Origin of the sequence: Pseudomonas sp. NPDC087817, from assembly GCF_044742875.1 — a bacterium.
Taxonomy (GTDB): domain Bacteria; phylum Pseudomonadota; class Gammaproteobacteria; order Pseudomonadales; family Pseudomonadaceae; genus Aquipseudomonas.
In genome coordinates this window covers 77,810-98,625 of the sequence record NZ_JBIUVJ010000017.1, presented here as the reverse complement: position 1 = coordinate 98,625, position 20,816 = coordinate 77,810, and the positions used below count along the sequence as shown (strand labels likewise).

14 protein-coding genes and 1 pseudogene are annotated in these 20,816 nt (G+C 59.6%); 10 read left to right on the top strand and 5 right to left on the bottom strand.

Annotation, left to right across the window (positions count from 1 at the left end):
* From ACIONG_RS14490 to ACIONG_RS14475, 4 genes are all read left to right on the top strand, one after another.
* Positions 1 to 2,039: YgiQ family radical SAM protein (locus ACIONG_RS14490; RefSeq protein WP_401300386.1), on the top strand; the 2,039-nt coding region annotated here is incomplete at its 5' end.
* A 349-nt stretch (positions 2,040 to 2,388) separates the two neighbouring features.
* Positions 2,389 to 5,664, top strand: coding sequence for a DUF2126 domain-containing protein (locus ACIONG_RS14485; RefSeq protein WP_401300383.1), 3,276 nt, complete (start codon positions 2,389 to 2,391; stop codon positions 5,662 to 5,664).
* A gap of 88 nt (positions 5,665 to 5,752) precedes the next feature.
* Positions 5,753 to 8,239: a circularly permuted type 2 ATP-grasp protein gene (locus tag ACIONG_RS14480; RefSeq protein ID WP_401300380.1), complete on the top strand. Its 2,487-nt coding sequence runs from the start codon at positions 5,753 to 5,755 to the stop codon at positions 8,237 to 8,239.
* The gene (locus ACIONG_RS14475; protein ID WP_213027386.1) at positions 8,239 to 9,132 is read left to right on the top strand and encodes a transglutaminase family protein; all 894 of its coding nucleotides are present in this window, start codon (positions 8,239 to 8,241) and stop codon (positions 9,130 to 9,132) included. Before ACIONG_RS14480 ends, ACIONG_RS14475 begins: the two co-directional genes overlap by 1 nt.
* Positions 9,133 to 9,340: 208 nt before the next feature.
* On the opposite strand, the gene ACIONG_RS14470 is transcribed toward ACIONG_RS14475, so the two are convergent.
* Together ACIONG_RS14470 and ACIONG_RS14465 are read right to left on the bottom strand one after the other, a co-directional pair.
* Positions 9,341 to 9,529 (bottom strand): hypothetical protein, encoded by a 189-nt coding sequence (locus ACIONG_RS14470; protein ID WP_095121840.1) that lies wholly within the window; start codon positions 9,527 to 9,529, stop codon positions 9,341 to 9,343.
* Between the two features lie 67 nt (positions 9,530 to 9,596).
* Entirely contained in the window at positions 9,597 to 10,184 is a 588-nt protein-coding gene (locus ACIONG_RS14465; RefSeq protein ID WP_103304679.1) for a TIGR00730 family Rossman fold protein, read from the bottom strand.
* Between the two features lie 340 nt (positions 10,185 to 10,524).
* Here ACIONG_RS14465 and azu point away from each other — a divergent pair, with 340 nt between their 5' ends.
* Both azu and ACIONG_RS14455 read left to right on the top strand, forming a co-directional pair.
* Entirely contained in the window at positions 10,525 to 10,971 is a 447-nt protein-coding gene (azu, locus tag ACIONG_RS14460; protein WP_401300375.1) for an azurin, read from the top strand.
* Positions 10,972 to 11,175: 204 nt separating this feature from the next.
* Positions 11,176 to 12,609, top strand: a complete 1,434-nt coding sequence (locus ACIONG_RS14455) for a hypothetical protein (protein ID WP_401300372.1) — start codon at positions 11,176 to 11,178, stop codon at positions 12,607 to 12,609.
* A 57-nt stretch (positions 12,610 to 12,666) separates the two neighbouring features.
* Here ACIONG_RS14455 and nadE read toward each other — a convergent pair whose 3' ends face one another.
* From nadE to ACIONG_RS14440, 3 genes are all read right to left on the bottom strand, one after another.
* Entirely contained in the window at positions 12,667 to 13,494 is an 828-nt protein-coding gene (nadE, locus tag ACIONG_RS14450) for an ammonia-dependent NAD(+) synthetase (RefSeq protein WP_103304682.1), read from the bottom strand.
* 4 nt (positions 13,495 to 13,498) lie between these two features.
* Entirely contained in the window at positions 13,499 to 14,722 is a 1,224-nt protein-coding gene (pncB, locus tag ACIONG_RS14445) for a nicotinate phosphoribosyltransferase (RefSeq protein WP_103304683.1), read from the bottom strand.
* 221 nt (positions 14,723 to 14,943) lie between these two features.
* Positions 14,944 to 15,843, bottom strand: a complete 900-nt coding sequence (locus tag ACIONG_RS14440; RefSeq protein WP_103304684.1) for a LysR family transcriptional regulator — start codon at positions 15,841 to 15,843, stop codon at positions 14,944 to 14,946.
* Between the two features lie 163 nt (positions 15,844 to 16,006).
* Here ACIONG_RS14440 and ACIONG_RS14435 point away from each other — a divergent pair, with 163 nt between their 5' ends.
* From ACIONG_RS14435 to ACIONG_RS14420, 4 genes and pseudogenes are all read left to right on the top strand, one after another.
* Positions 16,007 to 17,497 (top strand): aldehyde dehydrogenase family protein, encoded by a 1,491-nt coding sequence (locus tag ACIONG_RS14435; RefSeq protein WP_103304685.1) that lies wholly within the window; start codon positions 16,007 to 16,009, stop codon positions 17,495 to 17,497.
* 163 nt (positions 17,498 to 17,660) lie between these two features.
* Positions 17,661 to 18,944 (top strand): NAD(P)/FAD-dependent oxidoreductase, encoded by a 1,284-nt coding sequence (locus tag ACIONG_RS14430; RefSeq protein ID WP_401300367.1) that lies wholly within the window; start codon positions 17,661 to 17,663, stop codon positions 18,942 to 18,944.
* Positions 18,945 to 19,312: 368 nt separating this feature from the next.
* Positions 19,313 to 20,446 (top strand): ABC transporter substrate-binding protein, encoded by a 1,134-nt coding sequence (locus ACIONG_RS14425; protein WP_103304687.1) that lies wholly within the window; start codon positions 19,313 to 19,315, stop codon positions 20,444 to 20,446.
* Positions 20,447 to 20,684: 238 nt separating this feature from the next.
* Positions 20,685 to 20,816 (top strand): annotated as a pseudogene (locus ACIONG_RS14420) (hypothetical protein); the annotation flags it as partial.

Here is a 20,816-nt window from a genome sequence, read left to right as displayed (position 1 = left end):
ACCTGTTTTTCGGCGTCGCGGCCGGCAACATGGACTCGATGATCAACCGCTACACCGCCGTCAAGAAAATCCGCTCCGACGACGCCTACACCCCGGGCGGCATGGCCGGCAAGCGTCCGGACCGCGCGAGCCTGGTTTACAGCCAGCGCTGCAAGGAAGCCTACAAGCACGTGCCGATCGTGCTCGGTGGCATCGAAGCCTCCCTGCGCCGCATCGCCCACTACGACTACTGGCAGGATCGCGTGCGTAACTCGATCCTGATCGATGCCAGCGCCGATATCCTGCTGTACGGCAACGCCGAACGCGCGATTGTCGAAGTCGCCCAGCGTCTGTCCTACGGGCACAAGATCGAAGACATCACCGATGTGCGCGGCACCGCGTTCATTCGCCGCGATACGCCGAAAGACTGGTACGAAGTCGATTCCACGCGCATCGACCGTCCGGGCAAGGTCGACAAGATCATCAACCCGTACGTGAATACCCAGGACACTCAGGCCTGCGCCATCGAGCAGGAAAAGGGTCCGGTCGAAGATCCGCAGGAAGCCAAGGTCGTGCAGATCCTGGCCAGCCCGCGCATGACCCGCGACAAGACCGTGATTCGTCTGCCATCGGTAGAAAAGGTCCGTGGCGATGCCGTTCTTTATGCTCACGCCAACCGCGTGCTGCACTTGGAAACCAACCCGGGCAACGCCCGTGCGCTGGTGCAGAAGCATGGCGAAGTCGACGTCTGGTTCAACCCGCCGCCGATTCCGATGACCACTGAAGAAATGGACTACGTGTTCGGCATGCCTTACGCGCGTGTTCCGCACCCGGCGTACGGCAAGGAGAAGATTCCGGCCTACGACATGATCCGTTTCTCGGTGAACATCATGCGTGGCTGCTTCGGCGGCTGCACTTTCTGCTCGATCACCGAGCACGAAGGCCGGATCATCCAGAACCGTTCCGAAGAGTCGATCATTCGCGAAATCGAAGAGATCCGCGACAAAGTGCCGGGCTTCACCGGCGTCATTTCCGACCTCGGCGGCCCGACCGCGAACATGTACCGCATCGCCTGCAAGACGCCGGAAATCGAATCCGCGTGCCGCAAGCCTTCGTGCGTGTTCCCGGGCATCTGCCCGAACCTGAACACCGACCACTCGTCGCTGATTCAGCTGTACCGCAGCGCCCGTGCGTTGCCGGGTGTGAAGAAGATTCTGATTGCTTCCGGCCTGCGCTACGACCTCGCGGTCGAGTCGCCGGAGTACGTCAAGGAGCTGGTGACCCACCACGTCGGCGGTTACCTGAAGATCGCCCCGGAACACACCGAGGAAGGTCCGCTCAACCAGATGATGAAACCGGGCATCGGCAGCTATGACAAGTTCAAGCGCATGTTCGAGAAGTACACCAAGGAAGCGGGCAAAGAGCAGTACCTGATTCCGTACTTCATCGCCGCCCACCCGGGCACCACCGACGAAGACATGATGAACCTGGCCCTGTGGCTCAAGGGCAACGGTTTCCGCGCCGACCAGGTGCAGGCGTTCTACCCGTCGCCGATGGCCACCGCCACCGCGATGTACCACTCGGGCAAGAACCCGCTACGCAAGGTCACCTACAAGAGCGACGGCGTGACCATCGTCAAGAGCGAAGAGCAGCGTCGTCTGCACAAGGCGTTCCTGCGTTATCACGACCCGAAAGGCTGGCCGATGCTGCGTGAAGCACTGCAACGCATGGGCCGTAGCGACCTGATCGGTCCGGGCAAGGATCAGCTGATCCCGCTGCATCAGCCGGCCACCGACAGCTACCAGAGCGCCCGTCGTAAAAACTCGACACCGGCCGGCAGCCATAAAGTGGCGAAGGAAGGCAAAGAGAAGACCACCAAGATCCTCACTCAGCACACCGGTTTGCCGCCGCGTGCCAGTGATGGCGGTAATCCTTGGGACAAGCGTGAACAGGCCAAGGCTGCGGCATTTGCCCGCAACCAGCAGGCCGCCAAGGAGCGTAAAGACGCGGCCAAGGGCAAAGGGCCGAAGCCGGCGCGCAAGCCGGTCGTACCGCGCTAAAACAGAACGCCAACCTTCGGGTTGGCGTTTTGCATTTCAGGTCTCCCGAAATGTGTTGTTACCACTGGCCCCATCGCTGGCAAGCCAGCTCCCACAGGGATCTTTAGTGGCCACGGTTCTGTGGGCGACAGAGAAATCTGTGGGAGCTGGCTTGCCAGCGATGGCGTCAGGTCAGACACCCCATAAACACCTGCTCGCCACATTTAGGCGCAAACTCGCCAAACCATTTCTCCGCATCGCCCGATTTTGGTGCTGTACTCCCCTAAGCATTCCAGGAAAGCGCCCAAGCCACTGCATGGCATAAGTTTTGCGCGCTTTCGAATACGCTTAGGCTCGCAGGAGGCACGCCGTGTCGATTCATGTCGCATTGCATCACGTCACGCATTACCGCTACGACCGCGCTGTCGAACTCGGCCCGCAGATCGTCCGCCTGCGCCCGGCCGCCCACAGCCGCACGCGGATTCTCTCGTATGCGCTGAAAGTCTCGCCCGAGCAGCATTTCATCAACTGGCAGCAAGACCCGCAGGGCAATTACCTCGCCCGGCTGGTATTCCCCGAAAAAACCGATGAGCTACGGATCGAAGTCGATCTGTTGGCCGAGATGGCGGTGTTCAACCCGTTCGACTTCTTCCTCGAACCCTATGCCGAGAAAATCCCGTTCACCTACGCTACCGATGAACGCAAAGAGCTGGCGCCATACCTCGAAACATTGCCGCTGACGCCAAAGTTCCAGGCCTATCTGGACGGCATCGACCGCACGCCATTGCCTGCGGTGGATTTTCTGGTCGCGCTCAATCAGCGTCTGAGCGAAGACATCAATTATCTGATCCGCATGGAGCCGGGCGTACAAACCCCGGAACACACCCTCGAACACGCCTCCGGCTCCTGCCGCGATTCGGCATGGCTGCTGGTGCAACTGCTGCGCAACCTCGGGCTGGCGGCGCGATTCGTCTCCGGTTACCTGATCCAGTTGACGGCGGACGTGAAAAGCCTCGACGGCCCGTCCGGCACCGAGGTGGACTTCACCGACCTGCACGCCTGGTGCGAGGTGTATCTGCCGGGCGCAGGCTGGATCGGCCTCGATGCCACTTCCGGGTTATTTGCCGGTGAAGGACATATTCCGCTGGCCTGTAGTCCCGATCCGTCCTCGGCAGCGCCGATCAGCGGGATGGTCGAACCCTGCGAGACACAGTTCAGCCACGAAATGTCGGTTGAACGGATCTGGGAAGCGCCGCGTGTCACCAAGCCCTATACCGACGAGCAATGGCTGGCGATTCAAGCCCTGGGCCGGCAGATCGACGCTGACCTGCTGGACGGCGACGTGCGTCTGACCATGGGCGGCGAGCCGACCTTTGTGTCAATCGATGACCCGGATGGCGCCGAGTGGAACACGGCTGCCTTGGGCGAGGACAAGCGCCGCCTATCTGCAGAGCTGTTCCAGCGCATGCGCAAGCATTACGCCCCCAAAGGTCTGGTGCATTTTGGCCAGGGCAAGTGGTATCCGGGCGAGCAACTGCCGCGCTGGTCGCTCAATTGCTATTGGCGCCGCGATGGCGTGCCGATCTGGCAAAACGCCGCGTTGATTGCCGACGAACAGCAAGATTACGGCGCTGATGGTGAGTTGGCCGGACGCTTTCTGAGGAGCGTCGCCGAACGCCTGAAAATTCCCACGCGGTTTGTATTCCCGGCCTACGAGGACAATTTCTATTACCTCTGGCGCGAGGGCACATTGCCCGGCAACGTCAGCGCCGAAGATTCGCGTCTGGAGGAGCCGCTGGAGCGTGCGCGGCTGCGCAAGGTCTTCAGTCAGGGCCTCGATAAGGTGATCGGCCAAGTGCTACCGCTGGCACGCACCGCCAAGGGCGATCAATGGCAGAGCGGGCGCTGGTATCTGCGCGACGAGCATTGCCGCTTGGTGCCTGGGGATTCACCGTTGGGCTACCGTTTGCCGTTGGGCTCGCAGCCTTGGGTAAAAGCGGCCGAGTATCCGTTTATTCATGCTCAGGACCCGAATCAGGACTTCCCGGTGCTGCCGGATACCGCACAGCTCAACAGTCATGGCGAAACGGCAACGGCGGACGAGCGTGCGCCGCAGATCGACGAGTCCGCCGACTGGCTGACCCGCACCGCGTTCTGCGCCGAGGCCCGCGAAGGGCGCTTGTACCTGTTCATGCCGCCGCTGGAGCGAGTCGAGGATTATCTGGAGTTGGTCGCGGCCATCGAGGCCACCGCCGAAGAATTGCATTGCCCGGTGCTGCTGGAAGGCTACGAGCCGCCGAGTGATGGGCGTCTGAGTAATTTTCGCATCACCCCGGATCCGGGCGTGATCGAGGTCAACGTGCAGCCGTCAGCGACCTGGGATGAGTTGGTCGAGCGCACCGAGTTTCTCTATGAAGAGGCGCGGCAGACGCGCCTGACCACTGAAAAGTTCATGATCGACGGTCGCCATACCGGTACGGGCGGCGGTAACCACTTCGTCCTCGGTGGCGCGACGCCTGGGGACTCGCCGTTTTTGCGCCGTCCCGATCTGCTGCGCAGCCTGATCAGCTATTGGCACAACCATCCGTCGTTGTCGTATCTGTTTTCCGGGTTGTTCATCGGCCCGACATCTCAGGCGCCGAGGGTCGACGAAGCGCGTAACGACGCACTGTACGAACTGGAAATCGCTTTCGCGCAGATGCCCGAGCCAGGTGAGGAATGTGCACCGTGGCTGGTGGATCGCCTGCTGCGCAACTTGCTGATCGACGTTACCGGCAACACGCACCGAGCCGAGTTTTGCATCGACAAACTCTATTCGCCGGACGGCGCTACCGGGCGGCTTGGCCTGCTGGAATTGCGCGCCTTTGAAATGCCACCGCATGCGCGCATGAGCCTGGCTCAGCAATTGTTGCTGCGGGCGCTGGTTGCACGCTTCTGGCGCGAGCCGTATGCGCCGCCGAAACTGGCGCGGTGGGGCACTGAGTTGCACGATCGCTTCATGCTGCCGCACTTCATCGAGCAGGATTTCGCCGACGTGATCGTCGAACTCAATAGCGCAGGCTATCCGCTGCGGGCCGAGTGGTTCGCGGCGCATCTGGAGTTTCGTTTTCCCAAGGTCGGCGATTACGCCGTCAATGGCATTGAACTGGAGCTGCGTCAGGCGCTGGAGCCGTGGCATGTGCTGGGGGAGGAGGGTGCGACGGGCGGCACGGTGCGTTACGTCGATTCATCGCTGGAGCGCTTGCAGGTCAAGCTCAAGGGCTTGCCGCCGCAGCGCTATCTGCTGACGTGCAATGGCGTTGCGGTGCCGCTGCATCCGACCGGGCGTGTTGGCGAGTTCGTGGCAGGCGTGCGTTATCGCGCCTGGCAACCGGCCAACTGCTTGCAACCGACGATTGCGGTACATGCACCGTTGGTGTTCGACTTGCTCGACACCTGGATGGGCCGTTCTCTGGGAGGTTGCCAATACCACGTCGCCCATCCGGGCGGGCGCAATTACGAGACGCTGCCGGTAAACGCCAACGAAGCGGAGAGCCGGCGCATGGCGCGGTTTTTCCGGGTAGGACACACGCCTGGGAAACTTCCTATACCTGATCTGACCATCTCCGACGAGCTACCCATGACTCTCGATTTACGACGTTTCTGAATCGCACGCGACACGCGGATTTTTCGTATATCCGCGCGTCATGTGCCTGCGTTAGTCTGACCGTTCCTTGCTGTCTGCCGAGCTTTCCATGCCTGACCTGCTAGACCGCTACCCGCTGACGGCGGGCACTTATCACGAACTGCTTGATAGCAGTGGTGCGGTGCGTCCGCATTGGCAACGGCTGTTCGATCAATTGCAGCGCAGCACACCCGCTCAACTGGTGCAGCGTCAGGCGTTGCTGGCGCGGCAGATTCAGGAAAACGGCGTCACGTACAACGTTTATGCCGACCCCAAAGGTGCCGATCGCCCGTGGGAGCTGGATCTGCTGCCCCATGTGATTGCGGCGGATGAGTGGCAGCAACTGTCGGCCGGGATTGCCCAGCGGGCGCGGTTGCTCAATGCCGTGCTGGCCGATTTGTACGGGCCGCAACGCTTGATCAGCGAAGGCCTGCTGCCGGCGGAACTGGTGTTCGGGCACAACAATTTTCTCTGGCCCTGTCAGGGCATCGCGCCGCCGGAAGGAGCGTTTCTGCATCTATACGCGGTCGATTTGGCGCGCACGCCGGACGGGCGCTGGTGGGTCACCGCAGATCGCACGCAAGCGCCGTCGGGCGCGGGCTATGCGCTGGAAAACCGCACCATCGTCTCCCGCGCCTTCCCCGAGTTGTACCGTGATCTGAAAGTGCAGCATCTGGCGGGGTTCTTTCGCACCTTGCAGGAAACCCTGGTCCGGCAGGCGCCCTGCGACGATGACGCGCCGCTGGTGGTATTGCTCACTCCGGGACGATTCAACGAAAGCTATTTCGAACATCTTTATCTGGCGCGCCAGCTCGGCTATCCGCTGGTAGAGGGCGGCGACCTCACGGTGCGCGATGCCACGGTTTACCTGAAAACCCTCAGCGGCCTGCGCCGGGTACACGCAATCATGCGCCGGCTCGATGACGACTTCTGCGATCCACTGGAGTTGCGCACGGACTCTGCGCTGGGCGTTCCCGGCTTGCTTGAGGCGGTACGCCAGGGACGGGTGCTGGTCGCCAACGCGCTCGGCAGCGGTGTGCTCGAGTCGCCGGGTTTGCTCGGCTTTCTGCCCAGGATCAACCAATTCCTCTTCGGCGAAGAACTTATTCTGCCGTCCATTGCGACCTGGTGGTGTGGCGAGGCGCCGGTATTGGCCCAGGCGCTGGAAAAACTGCCTGAGCTGTTGATCAAACCGGCGTTTCCCTCACAAAGTTTCGCACCGGTATTTGGCCGTGATCTGAGTGAAAAACAGCGCCAGTCCCTCGCCGAGCGCATGCAGGCGCGACCTTATGCGTATGTAGCGCAAGAACTGGCCCAGCTGTCGCAGGCGCCGATCTGGCAGGCCGAGGACGGACAGCTGCAACCCCGGGCGATCGGCATGCGCATGTATGCGGTGGCCAGCCATGACGGTTATCGAGTGCTGCCCGGTGGTTTGACCCGCGTGGCTGCCGAGGCGGATGCAGAAGTGGTGTCGATGCAGCGCGGCGGCGCGAGCAAGGACACGTGGGTGCTGGGTGATCGACCGCCCAGTGGCGAGCAATGGAAAACCCAACGCAATGTCGGCGTGCACGATCTGGTGCGCCGCGATCCCTATTTGCCATCGCGAGTGGTGGAAAACCTGTTCTGGTTCGGGCGTTATTGCGAGCGTTGCGATGACAGTGCGCGACTGCTGCGGATCATGCTCGCGCGCTATGTCGATGGCGACGATCCGCAAGCCTTGCAGGCGGCTGTCGAACTGGGCGAGCGCCTGATGCTGCTGCCGGAGGAGGGCGAGTTGCCGGAGCGATTGCTGGCGGCGTTGCTGGGCGAGGACTGGTCATTCAGCCTGCGCTCCAACCTGCAACGCTTGCAGTGGGCGGCCTCGCAGGTGCGCGGCAAGCTCTCGCGGGAGAACTGGCAGGCGTTGGTCGAATTGCAGCGCGAAGCGATGGAGCTGGACACCGACGAGCCGGACTTCGGCGAACTGCTGGATTTTCTCAACCGTCTGGTGATGTCGCTGGCAGCGCTATCGGGTTTCGCGCTCGACGACATGACCCGCGACGAAGGCTGGCGCTTCCTGATGATCGGTCGGCGCATCGAGCGCCTGCAGTTTCTCAGCAGCAGTCTGGCGGCGTTCCTGCGCGGGGCCGGGGCGTTTGATCAGGCAGGTCTTGAATGGCTGCTGGAGTTGGGCAACAGCAGCATCACCTACCGTTCCCGTTATCTGGCGGTGGCTCAATTAATTCCGGTGCTCGACCTGTTGCTGCTCGATGAACAGAACCCGCATGCGGTGCTGTTCCAGTTGAAACTGGTGACCCGCACCTTGAAGCGCTTGAACGATGATTTCGGCGTGCCACGGGAAACCGGATTGCCGCAACTGGTCGAGCGTCTGGCGCGATTTGATCTGGCCTGTCTGGAGAATCCGTTGTTCGGCGCGTCCAGCGTTCGTGCGGCGCTTGATGGCCTGGCGGATCTGCTGCAAGAGATTGCCGATGCCAGCGGACAGGTGTCGGATCGCCTGGCCCTGCGCCATTTCGCCCACGTCGATGATGTCAGCCAGCGTACGGTGTCCGTCTGATGAACGCGCATTACCAGATCTTTCATGACACCTGTTATCACTACGACAGCCCGGTTTCCCTGGCGCAGCAACTGGCGCACTTGTGGCCGCGCGAGTGCAGCTGGCAGCGCTGCACCGAGCAGCAATTGCTGATCAGCCCGGAGCCGACAGCTCGGCGCGATGAGCTGGATGTGTTCGGCAATCCGCTGACCCGGCTGGCGTTCGAGCGACCGCATGATGAGTTGCAGGTCAATGCTCGCCTTACCGTCGAAGTGCTGGCGCGGCCGGCGCTGGATTTCACTCAGTCGCCGGCGTGGGAGCTGACGCGCAATGCGCTGACCTACAGCAGCCAGCCGTTGTCTGCCGAGTTGCTTGAGGCGTGCCGCTACCGTTTTCAGTCACCGTACGTGCATTTGAAACGCAGCTTCGTCGAGTTTTCGCAGAGTTGTTTTCCACCGGGCCAGCCCTTGATGCTGGGCGTGCAGGCGTTGATGCAGAAGATCTTCAGCGAATTCACTTTTGATGCCGAAGCGACCCAGGTGGCAACGCCACTTGTGGAAGTGCTGGAGCGGCGCCGTGGTGTCTGTCAGGACTTCGCCCACCTGATGCTGGCCTGTGTGCGTTCGCGAGGGTTGGCGGCGCGTTACATCAGCGGGTATTTGCTCACGCAGCCACCACCGGGGCAGCCACGGCTGATTGGTGCCGATGCGTCGCATGCGTGGGTTTCGGTATTTTGCCCGGTACTGGGCTGGGTGGATTTTGATCCGACCAATAACGTGCGGCCTGCGCTGGAGCACATCACATTGGCGTGGGGGCGGGATTTTTCCGATGTTTCGCCGTTGCGTGGGGTGATACTCGGTGGCGGCAGCCATGATCCGGAAGTCCGCGTTACCGTGATGCCATTGAATGAGTGATAACGAATTCTGTGGGAGCGGGCTTGCCCGCGATGACGGAGTATCTGTGACGACTTTGTTGGATGTGCCGCAGCCATCGCGGGCAAGCCCGCTCCCACAGGGTTTCGTATCGAATTCTGAGGAGTGAAGGCTGTGAGGGCCGGCGGTGAAGCCGCCAGCCCCGTCACAAATCCGCTGGGTCTGATTCGATGATCAAACCCGGTGGGGCTCAGGCGTCAGGCGCCTGATCTTTCGGTGTTTCGGTTGCATCAACATCATCTTCTGTTGCCACTTCACCCTCAGGGTTCAGTGCTGCTTCTTCAGCGGTTTGTTTCTTGCGCTGAAGCTTTTCCTCTTTCTTCTGCTCCTTTGCCAGGTCTCGTTGACGTTTGGCGAAGGAATAATTGGGTTTGGCCATGGGCGATCCTCTAGGTCGAAGGTGAGGTTGAGCGGCGCGTATTCTGCCCTGTATCGGTGCCCGACGGTTAGCCGGGTTTCTGATCGACCCACTTGGGTGTGACGGTCGGTTGCCAGTTATCCAGAGACTCGAGCAGTGTTTGCGGCGATTCGCTCACTTGCAGCATGTCACGGTGTGGCGCGCGAACGAAGCCTTCGCCGACGATATGGTCAAGAAAAGCCGTGAGTTTGCTGTAGAAACCGTTCACTTCCAGCAAGCCCAGCGGCTTGCCGTGGTAGCCGAGTTGGCCCCAGGTCCAGACTTCGAACAGTTCTTCCAGCGTGCCAAGGCCGCCTGGCAGAGCGATAAAGGCATCACTGAGTTCGGCCATGCGTGCCTTGCGGGCGTGCATGCCGTCGACGACTTCCAGACGCGTCAGGCTTTTGTGGCCTATTTCCTTGTCCATCAGGCTCTGCGGAATGATGCCGATCACTTCACCGCCAGCAGCCAGCGCGGCGTCGGCGACAATCCCCATCAAGCCGACAGCGCCACCGCCATAGACCAGCGTCAGCTTGCGCTCGGCGAGGGCCTTGCCAAGGGCAACAGCAGCTTCGGTATAAGCCGGAACAGTGCCAGCGTTGGCACCACAAAATACACACACGGATTTCAGAGACATGCCTTTCTCCTGGGTCAATCCGTCACAGGGTACTGGCTGGCACGCCTTGATCCAAGGTCTAGACTTCGCGTTCCGGCGATTCAAAGGTACCGCTGGCGCCACAGGCGTAGGCGGCAAGCAAACTGCACAACAGACCGTTAAAGAACATGACAGGCACTCCGTCTCAGTAGATGCGCCGATCATAGGGCTGGCCGGAGAATCTGGCCGTTAGATTGTGTCGATGAGTGTCATAGCCTGAAAGTTGTATACAATTTTTGACTCAAGTCATAGGAACTTGCGAAGATTTCAGGCAGTCTTTCAACCATTCGTGATTTTGTTAACCCTGCCTTGGAGATTCACCATGTTTTCCAAAGTTGTTGCGGTATCCCTGCTGGCGCTGGCCAGCAGCCAATTGATGGCTGCCGAGTGCAAAACCACCGTTGACTCCACCGATCAGATGTCCTTCAACACCAAGGAAATCGTGATCGACAAGAGCTGCAAGACTTTCACCGTCGAGCTGACCCACTCCGGCAGCCTGCCGAAGAACGTGATGGGGCATAACCTGGTGATCAGCAAAGAAGCTGACATGCAGCCTATCGCTACCGATGGCCTGGCTGCCGGGATCGACAAGAACTACCTGAAGGACGGTGATGCTCGCGTCATCGCCCATACCAAGATCATCGGCGCGAAGGAAACCGATTCGCTGACCTTTGATGTATCGAGGCTCGATGCCAACGAAAAATATGGTTTCTTCTGTTCCTTCCCAGGCCACATTTCGATGATGAAAGGCACTGTGACCCTGAAGTAATTCAGGGGGCAGCTTTCACTGGAAACGCCGTTGCGGCATGGTCGCAGCGGCGTTTTTTTGCATCTGATTTGGAGTGTTTTTTTGCCTTGGTTTCTCGGAGACCGTTGGTCGGAAAAACGTACCACCCTGTAATTTCTGACAGTAGACGAGTTACGCAAAACAAAGCTGAATGAAGTTTCATTTTTCGCGAAAAGGAACTTCATGATGCGCAGTCAAGAAAATCAGACGACGATCGATAGGGTGGAAGATACGAACGAACGACTCCTGGAGTCTGGCGCTGACACTACCGACGCACTATTGACGATATTCGGCAGGGGGCAACCTTTTGATCAGATCCATATCAAGGATGAAGGGCGCCTGCTTGATACGGTTTCAACTGACGACTTGGGAAACTGGAAAGCCAGACCCTTTGCAAACGAAGTGAAGATGTATTTTCTCACTGCAACAGGTGGCGATGGTCTACCGTCGGATGATTGGAGGATCAATATGAAGGCCCCCAGTCCGGTCTTCATTGACGTTGTCAGAGATTCCAAAGGGGAAATTCTACAAAATGGCACTACTTACGAAACTCAAGTAACCGTTACAGGGCGAGCGTCTCCTTTTATTTCCGTCCGTGTAGGATCGACTGTAGGAGGCGTCTACAGCGTGCATGTGATTGCAACGCAATCGGGTACCTGGATCGCGGAACTGGTGAATCTCAAGCCCACTTTGCATGCTATTCAAGCGAAGACGGATGATTTGACGTTCCCTTCGGAACAACGGGTTTTCACGGTCAATCCGAGAGTGGATCTGGGGATAGATCAAATCAGGGACTCTCTGCGACCTATTGAAAATGGTGGTAGTACGTATGACCCCGAACTGCAATTGTTCGGCTGGTTTTCCCGCGGGGCAGGCAAATTAGATCTTTATGATGGTGAACAGCTCGTTTTCAGCGGCCTCGACATTCGTGAAGGGCGGTGGCAGACGCCTGCCTACACGTTTGCAGAAAAGGAATATGACTTCATTGTAAAGACGCCGGACGGGGAGCAGCAGTCGGTTGCGTGGCGTATTACCGTGAAACCGGCATTGCTGCTAACTATCGACAGCATAAGAGACAGCCAGGGTGAAATTGCTGACGGCGGTGAAACGGGGGAGTTGCAACTGCAACTTCGTGGCAGAGCACCCGAAAATACGTTGGGACTGAAAATTTATGACGGTGATGATTATCTGACTGATGCAACGGTTCTCGATAACGGGAACTGGACTGCCAGCGTTTCACTGTCAGAGATCAAGGATTATGTGTTCTTTGCAAAAGCGTCAGATTCCGAGCAGCGTTCCAACGCTTGGAAAGTCCAGGTCCGAGAAAAGACCAAGCTCTTTATACAATCAGTCAGGGGCGATGATCTGGTTCCTGTTGGAAACCCGGGTGAGACTCGGTTCACTACTTTGAAGCTGATAGGTCGAGCAGAGCGGGGAGAGCACGGTTACATCGTTGATGGTTCCGTCAGCCCTCCACAAGATCTATTTCCGTTCCAGGCCGACAAAAACAACGACTGGGAGGTCAATATTCCTCATCTGGAGCGTCGAGAATATCGCTTCATTGCGAGGTCCACGGCGGACCGTGAGTCCGAATCATGGGTTGTCAGTATATTGCCGTAATAGCATAAGCCTGTTTGTCACGCGCACCGGGCCGGGAAACCCGATGCGCGTTGCCAATCAAGGCGCGAACGGCATCACGCGTTTGTGATGGGTCTTGTTGTAGGTCGCGACAATGATGTTGAACGCCTCTTCACGCACCGCCTCGCCATGCAGGAACGCATCGATTTCGGCATAGGTGACGCCGTGCGACGCTTCGTCTGGTTTGCCCGGCGACAGGTCTTCGAGATCCGCCGTCGGGACTTTCTCCACTAGCGATTCCGGTGCACCAAAGCTGCGGGCAATCGCGCGCACCTGGTTTTTCACCAGACCGCTGAGCGGGGCCAGGTCGCAAGCGCCATCACCGAATTTGGTGAAGAACCCCATGACCGCTTCCGCCGCATGATCGGTGCCGATCACCAATCCGTTCGCCGCGCCGGCGATGGTGTATTGGGCGACCATACGCATGCGCGCTTTGGTGTTGCCGAGCACGAAGTCCACCGACACCGCGTGCTTGCCTTCAAACGCTGCCACTTCACTGGCCAGCGATTTCACCGCCGGGCCGATGTTGACGGTATGGCGTTCGTCCGGAGCGATGAAATCCACTGAGGCCTGGGCATCGTGTTCGTCGAACTGGGTTTCATATGGCAGACGCACGGCGATGAATTTGTAGCTGTTGTCACCGGTCTGGTCGCGCAGTTCGCGCATCGCGCGCTGAGCCAGCAGGCCGGCGGTCAGCGAGTCGACACCGCCGCTGATGCCCAGCACCAGCGTCTTGAGCCCGGAATTGACCAGGCAATCCTGAATAAAGGTAATGCGCCGGGCGACTTCGGCCTGCAGGGCCTTGTAGTCGGCGAACGGCGGTTGCACCTTGAGCTGTTCAGCAATCTCACGCTGTACGGCTTGCATGAATTCACTCCTTGCTAGATAGACTGGAATCGGCAGGAACCTGGAAAACGTGTCGCAAATAGGCGACGAAATTCGGGTCTTTGCAGTGGGTCTTGCCTGGCTCGTCGGAGATCTTCGCCACCGGTTGGCCGTTGCAGGCGGTCATTTTAAGCACGATGCTCATCGGCTCGACACCCGGAATGTCACAGGTGAGGTTGGTGCCGATGCCGAAACTCACGTTGATCCGACCGTGCAGCGCGCGGAATATTTCCAGCGACCTGGGTAGTGTCAGGCTGTCGGAAAACACCAGCGTCTTGCTCATCGGGTCGATGCCGAGCTTGTGGTAGTGGGCGATGCATTTTTCGCCCCAGGCCACAGGGTCCCCGGAGTCGTGGCGCAGGCCATCGAAAAGCTTGGCGAAAAACAGGTCGAAGTCGCCGAGGAAAGCATCCGTGGTGATGCAGTCGGTGAGGGCGATCCCGAGCAAACCCCGGTACTCACGCACCCAGCAATCGAGCGCGGCGATCTGGCTGTCGATCAATCGCGGGCCGAGTTGCTGATGGGCCATGATCCATTCGTGGGCCATGGTGCCCAACGGTTTCATGTCCAGTTCGCGGGACAGGTGCACGTTGCTGGTGCCGACGAAACGCCCGGGGAAATCGTGCTTGAGCACGTTGACCACTTCTTCCTGCACACGGTAGGAAAAACGACGGCGGGTACCGAAATCGGCAACCTGCAATTGCGCCAGTTCGTCGGCCGAGGCGTTGGCGGTCAGCCAGTCGAACTTGCGATAGAGCTGTTCACGGGCCTGTTCCAGCACCGTTTCGCGGTAGCGATAGCGGTTGCGCACTTCGCTGACAATCGCCAGCAGCGGCACTTCGTAGAGGATCACATGCAGCCACGGCCCACGCAGGCGGATGAACAGCTCGCCGTTTTCGATGCCGGTGTGCAGATAGCGCAGGTTGAAGCGGAACAGTCCGAGAAAGCGCAGGAAATCCGGTTTGAGGAAACTGATGCGCTCCAGAAAACTCAGTTGATCGGCGCTCAGGCTCAGCTCGGCCAGACGCTCGATCTGATAGCGGATCTCGGCCAGATACGGGCGCAAATCCTCGCTGTTACGGCAACGAAACTCCCATTCGACTTCGACGTTGGGGTAGTTGTGCAGCACCGCCTGCATCATCGTCAGCTTGTAGAAGTCGGTGTCGAGCAGGTTCTGCACGATGCGATCGGCAAACACACTCTCGCTCATAAACGGGTCTCCGGGTGCGCCGCGCGTTGGCGCGGTATCAATCAATGGCGCTAGTGGCGCATATCAGCGGTGGGAATTGCCAGCGATTTCTGTTCTGGGTCAGGTCAATTGTGGTGAGGAAATTTATCCCCGACCGGCTGCAAAGCAGTCGTCGCTCTTGAGATTTTGGGGCCGTTGCGCGACCCATCGGGGATAAATCCCCTCGCCACAGGGGGCGGGTTTCAGCCCGGAGTGTCGATCTGTTCGAGCATCCACTTCACAAAATCGCGCACCTTCGGCACCTCCGCCGAGTGCTCCGGGTACGCCAGGTAGTAGGCGTCGCTGCTGGGCATTGCATGCTGCCAGGGAATGACCAGTTTGCCGTCGGCCAACTCTTCTTCCACCAGAAACCGTGGCAACAGCGCCACGCCGCAGCCGACCTGCGCGGCGCGGATGCACATATAAAAGGTTTCGAAGCGCGGTCCGTGGTAGCTGTGTTCGGTCTGATAACCCTGACTGTCGAACCAGTCATGCCAGGCCTGTGGCCGCGAGGCATTCTGCAGTAACACCAGATCGGTGAGTTGCGTCGGGTCAGTAAACGGTTGATCGGGCAGGCTGCCGGGGGCGCAGACCGGTACCAGCTCTTCACCGAACAGCTTCAGGCATTCGGTGCCGGGCCGTGAGCCCTGACCAAAATAGAACGCCAGATCGCTGCGGCCTTGCAGCAGATCATCCGCTTCCTGTTCGTTGCACAAATCCAGATGAATCGAGGGATGGCGCAGACGCCAGCCCTTCAGACGCGGCACCAGCCAGCGGGCGCCGAAGGTCGATGGTGTGGAGACGCGCAGGACTTCGGTCTCGCCGCCGTAGGAACGCAGGTAATGCGTCGACATTTCCACTTGCGTGAGGATTTTTCGTACTTCGACCAGATACAAATCCCCGGCCGGGGTCATCTGCAAACGCCGACGTACGCGGCGGAACAACAAGTGCTGCAACAATTCCTCAAGCTGCGCGACCTGTTTGCTCACGGCGCTCTGGGTCAGGTTCAGTTCCTCGGCGGCCCGGGTGAAGCTCAGGTGCCGGGTCACGGCCTCAAAGCACTGCAACGCAGTAATCGACGGCAGGTGGCGTTTGTTCAGCATGACGGATCCTTTTCTTGTCTTTCTATGCGCAGCATGAATAAACGGAATGATATCTCGCGTAAAGGTCGTTTGTTGCCTCGCCGTACTGACGCTACAACTAAAGGCCTGCCCGGTCGTGCAACAGCGGCCGCACACATTCAGTTTTTTGCTTGAGGAGTGACCCATGGTTGCCGCATTGCTTGATCGTCTTGGTGTGAACCCGGCCCTGTACCAGAACGGCAAAGTGCCGGTGCATTCGCCGATTGACGGCAGCCGCATCGCCGCCGTGAACTGGGAGGGTCCGGCGGAAGTCGAGCAGCACATCAGTCGCGCAGATCATGCGTTCGAAGCCTGGCGCAAAGTGCCGGCCCCGCGTCGCGGCGAACTGGTGCGCCAATTCGGTGAGGTGCTGCGCGAATACAAGAACGATCTCGGTGAGCTGGTTTCCTGGGAAGCAGGCAAGATCACCCAGGAAGGCCTGGGCGAAGTTCAGGAGATGATCGACATCTGCGACTTCGCTGTCGGCCTGTCCCGCCAGTTGTACGGTTTGACCATCGCTTCCGAGCGCCCGGGCCACCATATGCGTGAAACCTGGCATCCGCTGGGCGTAGTTGGTGTGATCAGTGCGTTCAACTTCCCGGTCGCGGTGTGGGCGTGGAACACCACCTTGGCGCTGGTCTGCGGCAACCCGGTGGTATGGAAACCGTCGGAGAAAACCCCGCTGACGGCATTGGCCTGTCAGGCCCTGTTTGACCGTGTGGTGAAGAATTTCAGCGATGCTCCGGCGAATCTCTGCCAGGTGATCATTGGTGGTCGCGATGCCGGCGAAGCGCTGGTTGATGACCCGCGTGTGGCGCTGATCAGCGCCACCGGCAGCACCCGCATGGGCCGCGAAGTGGCGCCGAAAGTCGCCGCACGTTTCGCCCGCAGCATTCTCGAACTGGGCGGCAACAACGCGATGATCCTCGGCCCAAGCGCCGATCTGGACATGGCGGTACGCGCCATTCTGTTCAGCGCAGTCGGCACCGCCGGTCAGCGCTGCACCACGCTGCGCCGCCTGATCGCCCATGAGTCGGTGAAAGAAGAAATCGTCACCCGTCTGAAAGCCGCCTACGCGAAAGTGCGCATCGGCCATCCGCTGGAAGGCAATCTGGTCGGTCCGCTGATCGACAAACACAGTTTCGAAAACATGCAGGACGCACTGGAGCAAGCGTTGAGCGAAGGCGGCCGGGTGTTCGGCGGCAAGCGCCAACTGGAAGATCAGTTCCCGAATGCCTATTACGTGTCGCCAGCCATCGTTGAAATGCCGGAACAGAGCGATGTGGTCTGCAGCGAGACCTTCGCGCCGATTCTCTACGTGGTCGGTTACAGCGATTTCCAGGAAGCGCTGCGTTTGAACAATGCTGTACCGCAAGGCCTGTCGTCGTGCATCTTCACCACTGACGTGCGTGAGGCGGAGCAATTCATGTCGGCGGTCGGCAGCGATTGCGGCATCGCCAACGTCAACATCGGCCCGAGCGGTGCCGAGATTGGCGGCGCCTTTGGTGGCGAGAAAGAAACCGGTGGTGGCCGTGAGTCGGGCTCCGACGCCTGGCGCGCATATATGCGTCGCCAGACCAATACCGTGAACTATTCGCTGGAGTTGCCGCTGGCGCAGGGCATCACCTTCGACTGAGTCTTTCCGGTCAGGTCGATCGTTCCCACGCTCTGCGTGGGAATGCCTCACCGGACGCTCCGCGTTCGCTTTTGGGACGCAGAGCGTCCCTGACTGCATTCCCACGCAGAGCGTGGGAACGATCATTTTGCTGTGTTTGGCAGGTTTCTGTTGGAGTCTGGCAATGCCGTTACGCGAAGAATGTCTGTGGGAAAAACTCACGCCGCAAAGGCCGGATAACACCGCGCTCAGGGGCGAAGTCAAAGTCGATGTCTGCGTGATCGGCGCCGGGTTCACCGGATTGTCGGCGGCGCTGCATCTGTTGGAACAAGGCAAGACCGTTTGCGTGCTGGAAGCCCATCGGGCCGGTCACGGCGGTTCCGGACGCAACGTCGGGCTGGTCAACGCCGGCATGTGGATCCCGCCGGACGAGATCGAGGCTGGGTTTGGCGAGGCGGTCGGCAGTCAGCTCAACCGCATGTTGGGTGCGGCACCGGCGCTGGTGTTCAGCCTTGTGGATAAGTACAACATCGATTGCCAGTTGCGCCGCGAAGGCACCTTGCACATGGCGCACAACGCCAAGGGTGAGGCGGATTTGCGCAGTCGCGAACAGCAATGGAAACGTCGCGGCGCACCGGTTGAGCTGCTGACCGGCAAGGCGTGCGAGCAAGCGACCGGCACGCAAAAAATTGCCGCCGCGTTGCTCGACCGACGCGCCGGCACGCTCAATCCGATGGCCTATGTCACCGGGCTGGTCAACGCCGTGAAGGGGCTCGGTGGGCAGATGTTTGATCATTCGCCGGTTACTCGTCTTGAGCGCATCGGCCCGCAATGGTCCGTGCAGACCGAGCACGGTTCGGTGCTGGCCGAGCAGGTGGTCATCGCCTCCAACGCCTACACCGAAGGCGACTGGACCGAACTCAAGCGCAACTTCTTTCCCGGTTATTACTATCAGGTCGCCTCGGTGCCGCTGAGTGAAGACGCCGCGCAAGAGATTCTCCCGGGCGGGCAGGGCTCGTGGGACACCCGCCAGGTCTTGAGCAGCATTCGCCGCGACAAGGAAGGGCGGCTGCTGCTCGGCAGTCTCGGCAACGGCAACCAGAAGCCGACCTGGTTTCTCAAGGCCTGGGCCGACCGCGTTCAGCAGCATTATTTTCCCAATCTGAAACCGGTCGAGTGGGAGTGCACCTGGACCGGGCGCATTGCCTTTACCCCTGATCACCTCATGCGCTTGTTCGAACCGGCGCCGGGACTGGTGGCTGTCACCGGCTACAACGGTCGCGGGGTGACCACCGGCACCGTGGTCGGCAAGGCTTTCGCTGATTACCTGTGTCACGGCAATCCGCAAGCTCTGCCGATTCCCTTTGCACCAATGCAGCCTCTGGCGGGCGTGGGCTTGCGCAGTTGCCTGTATGAGGCCGGGTTCTCGCTGTATCACGCAGGCCAGTGCCTGCGCATCGTGATTTGAGTGTTGAAATATGTTGCCGGAAGCGGCGCTTTTCGATGTAGCGACTAGCCTGTAATGGTGCGGGTTGTAGCAGTCCCGCACCAGCAGTGTGCAGTTCGGTGACGCGGGCTGTTACAGGCTGGTTGCACGTCGTTTGGCGCCGCGGTTGCAATGATGGCGCATGCGGGGTGCGCCTTAAAAAATAAATGGTTTCACCTTCCGCGGTTTAGACGGTTGCACGCCCAATGAAAATGGGAACGAAACAGTCGAAATAACAAGAAAGCAGCGACTTTTTGAAGAATAAAAAACCGATGGCACGGCGCTTGCTCAGAGCATTCAGTGAAGTGAAGTCGCAGTGCCAACTAAAAAAAACCTTGGAGCACCACCTCATGTCCCAGACGTTTTACAAGAAAGGCTTTCTGGCCCTCGCAGTGGCTACTGCGTTGGGTGTTTCTGCGTTTGCTCAAGCTGATGTGAAAATCGGTGTAGCGGGTCCAATGACTGGCGCCAACGCGGCATTTGGCGAGCAGTACATGAAGGGTGCACAGGCAGCGGCGGATGCGGTCAACGCGGCAGGCGGCGTCAACGGTGAAAAAATCGTTCTGGTCAAGGGCGATGACGCCTGCGAGCCGAAACAAGCGGTGACGGTCGCCAAGGACCTGGTCAACCAGAAGGTTGCCGGCGTGGTCGGGCACTTCTGCTCCTCTTCCACCATTCCAGCCTCGGAAATCTACGACGAAGCCGGTGTCATCGCGATCACTCCGGGTTCCACCAACCCGCAAGTGACCGAGCGCGGCCTCAGCGCCATGTTCCGTATGTGCGGGCGTGATGACCAGCAAGGCATCGTTGCCGGCGATTACATCGTCGACGTGCTCAAGGGCAAGAAAGTCGCGGTGCTGCACGACAAGGACACCTACGGCCAAGGCTTGGCCGACGCCACCAAGGCTCAGTTGGAAAAACGCGGCGTGAAGCCGGTGCTGTATGAAGGCCTGACCCGTGGCGAGAAAGACTTCAGCGCCGTAGTCACAAAAATCCGCGCGGCTGGTGCCGACGTCGTCTACTTCGGCGGCCTGCACCCGGAAGCCGGTCCACTGGTTAAACAGCTGCGCACCGAAGGCCTGAAAGACGTGAAATTCATGTCTGACGACGGCATCGTGACCGACGAACTGGTGACCACCGCTGGCGGCCCGCAATACGTCGACGGCGTGCTGATGACCTTCGGCGCCGACCCGCGCCTGCTGCCAGACAGCAAGACCGTTGTGGATGCATTCCGCAAGGCCGGCACCGAACCTGAAGGCTACACCCTGTACGCCTACGCCTCGGTCCAGACCCTGGCTGCCGCCTTCAACGGCGCCAAGTCCAACAGTGGCGAGAAAGCCGCCGAGTGGCTGAAAACCAACCCGGTGAAAACCGTCATGGGCGAGAAGGCCTGGGACAAGAAGGGCGACCTGAAAGTCTCCGACTACGTGGTTTACCAGTGGGACAAGGACGGCAAATACCATCAGCTGGAAAAACAGAAGTAAGGGCTGACGCGATCAGTTCAACCCACAAGGCCCTGTGGGAGCGGGCATGCCCGCGATGACGGCCTGACAGTCGACACCTTTGTTGAATGTTCTACCGCTATCGCTGGCAAGCCAGCTCCCACAGGAGATCAGTGGGGCTGAACTCGCGCTCTGACATTGCTCCGACGTACATCTGTATTTTTCCTAGAAGAACCGCACACCCACAGGTGTGCAGGTTCTCATTGCGTGAGATTGCGTTATGGATGGTATTTTCCTGCAGCAACTGGTCAACGGCCTGACCCTCGGGTCGGTCTATGGCCTGATCGCCATCGGCTACACAATGGTCTACGGCATCATCGGCATAGACCGACCCGAGGGTCAGGCCGTTGAC

Bases quoted from the DNA above. Each gene is read 5' to 3' on its own strand.
- ACIONG_RS14480 (WP_401300380.1), top strand. From the start codon at position 5,753: ATGCCTGACCTGCTAGACCGCTACCCGCTGACGGCGGGCACTTATCAC.
- ACIONG_RS14475 (WP_213027386.1), top strand. From the start codon at position 8,239: ATGAACGCGCATTACCAGATCTTTCATGACACCTGTTATCACTACGAC.
- ACIONG_RS14470 (WP_095121840.1), bottom strand. From the start codon at position 9,529: ATGGCCAAACCCAATTATTCCTTCGCCAAACGTCAACGAGACCTGGCA.
- ACIONG_RS14465 (WP_103304679.1), bottom strand. From the start codon at position 10,184: ATGTCTCTGAAATCCGTGTGTGTATTTTGTGGTGCCAACGCTGGCACT.
- azu (WP_401300375.1), top strand. From the start codon at position 10,525: ATGTTTTCCAAAGTTGTTGCGGTATCCCTGCTGGCGCTGGCCAGCAGC.
- ACIONG_RS14455 (WP_401300372.1), top strand. From the start codon at position 11,176: ATGCGCAGTCAAGAAAATCAGACGACGATCGATAGGGTGGAAGATACG.
- nadE (WP_103304682.1), bottom strand. From the start codon at position 13,494: ATGCAAGCCGTACAGCGTGAGATTGCTGAACAGCTCAAGGTGCAACCG.
- pncB (WP_103304683.1), bottom strand. From the start codon at position 14,722: ATGAGCGAGAGTGTGTTTGCCGATCGCATCGTGCAGAACCTGCTCGAC.
- ACIONG_RS14440 (WP_103304684.1), bottom strand. From the start codon at position 15,843: ATGCTGAACAAACGCCACCTGCCGTCGATTACTGCGTTGCAGTGCTTT.
- ACIONG_RS14435 (WP_103304685.1), top strand. From the start codon at position 16,007: ATGGTTGCCGCATTGCTTGATCGTCTTGGTGTGAACCCGGCCCTGTAC.
- ACIONG_RS14430 (WP_401300367.1), top strand. From the start codon at position 17,661: ATGCCGTTACGCGAAGAATGTCTGTGGGAAAAACTCACGCCGCAAAGG.
- ACIONG_RS14425 (WP_103304687.1), top strand. From the start codon at position 19,313: ATGTCCCAGACGTTTTACAAGAAAGGCTTTCTGGCCCTCGCAGTGGCT.